The organism is Spirosoma areae (assembly GCF_054781775.1).
Genome location: NZ_BAAGTT010000060.1, coordinates 1 through 1,427 on the forward strand (window position 1 = coordinate 1; position 1,427 = coordinate 1,427).

At 48.5% G+C, this 1,427-nt stretch carries 1 protein-coding gene; it reads right to left on the reverse strand.

Features of this window, described 5'->3' with window-relative positions; translation table 11 throughout:
- Positions 1 to 1,260, reverse strand: a 1,260-nt coding sequence (locus ACYVI1_RS32635) for an IS110 family RNA-guided transposase (protein ID WP_460916045.1), incomplete at its 3' end; no start/stop codon positions are given.
- Positions 1,261 to 1,427 lie beyond the last annotated feature (167 nt).

The following is a 1,427-nucleotide window of genomic DNA, read 5'->3' on the forward strand; positions in this document are numbered from 1 at the left end:
CCTCGTTTTTTGAGCTGTGTCTTTGATCTGAGTTTTCCGGTAGGGCTCCACTTTAGTAATCATGTTCCAAATAATCATCGCCAACTTACGAGCGGTGATGGCTGCCACTCTCCCTTTCTTATAGGCAATGCGTTTGAAGAAGGGGCTCAGTTCATGATTAGCTTGATTGCCAATCGAGTTAGCCGCCTGCCGTAAGGCGATAGCGATAGGAGATTTGCCGGCGGGTGTGCGATGACTAAGGACGCGGCCACCACTGATTTTATTGTTGGGCACCAACCGAAGCCAACTGGCAAAGCTTTTGGCGCTGGCAAACTTATGGATATCCTTGCCCAACGTGGTTAATAAGCATAGTACCGTACTATGACTGATGCCAGAGATGGCCAACAGATCCGTTTGAAAATAAGTCAAGGCAATCTGCGAGATGTTGAAAGTAGGCGCATTTTTGCTGCTTTTCTTCTTATTCGCCTGCGGAACCGATTCCGATGGCGTCGAAACTGACTCAGTAGGCTCACAACGGCGTAAAGCCTGTTCAATGATCTTATCACACTCCAAGAGGGCTTTCTGGTAGAGCTTATAAAAGTCTAGGGCCGCTCCTAATTCAAACAAAAGTTCCTGCCTCCACCAGCCCTGCAGAGATAGGGCAATTTCCTCTTTGGATTTCTTCATGCGAATGTCCACCAGGGAAGCTAGCGCATACGGATCGCGGTTGCCTGCCAGAATCGCTTCGATGATGGCCAAGCCGGATTTGCCCGTGATATCACGAATCGCTACGTCCAGCCGAATATTCATCAGTCGAAGCGCTTTCTGCATTTTGTGGGTATAGGTAGCCTGCTGTTCAATTATGTGCTGGCGATGATAATAGTAGGTGCGCAGTTCTTGTAGTGTATCGCTCAGCAAAAAACTACCGGACAACAAGCCCAAGGAGTGGAGCCGTTGAATCCACAGACAATCAATGACATCGGTTTTACGGCCTTGCACATTTTTAGTTTGGCTACCGCCGACTAATAGCACGTCAAAACCTGCTTTCTGTAGCGCATGGAATAGCGTTTGCCAGTAACTCCCCGTGCTTTCCATGGCGACCGACGTAATGCCGTACTGCTGCAAATGGTCAATCAGATGCTGGTGATCCTGAGTGTAAACGCCAAACGATTTTACGTTTTCCTTGTCCTGATCGACGGCTACCCAATGCTCTCGGGAGCCGATATCAATGCCAGCAGCATGCGCATTGACAACTGGAAGCGTTGCAGTTTGCTTTCCCATACGAGTTGACGATTATAGGGGTGAAATGGCTTCAGGGAATGGATGGGTGAATCAGGATTTTTCTATACGGGATTCTCGCGAAGAGATCACCAGTGAATTCAACAAGTACCTCTTGAGAAGGCATTATCCATTCCAGCCCAGATTTCAGGAAGGACTGATGCGTACCA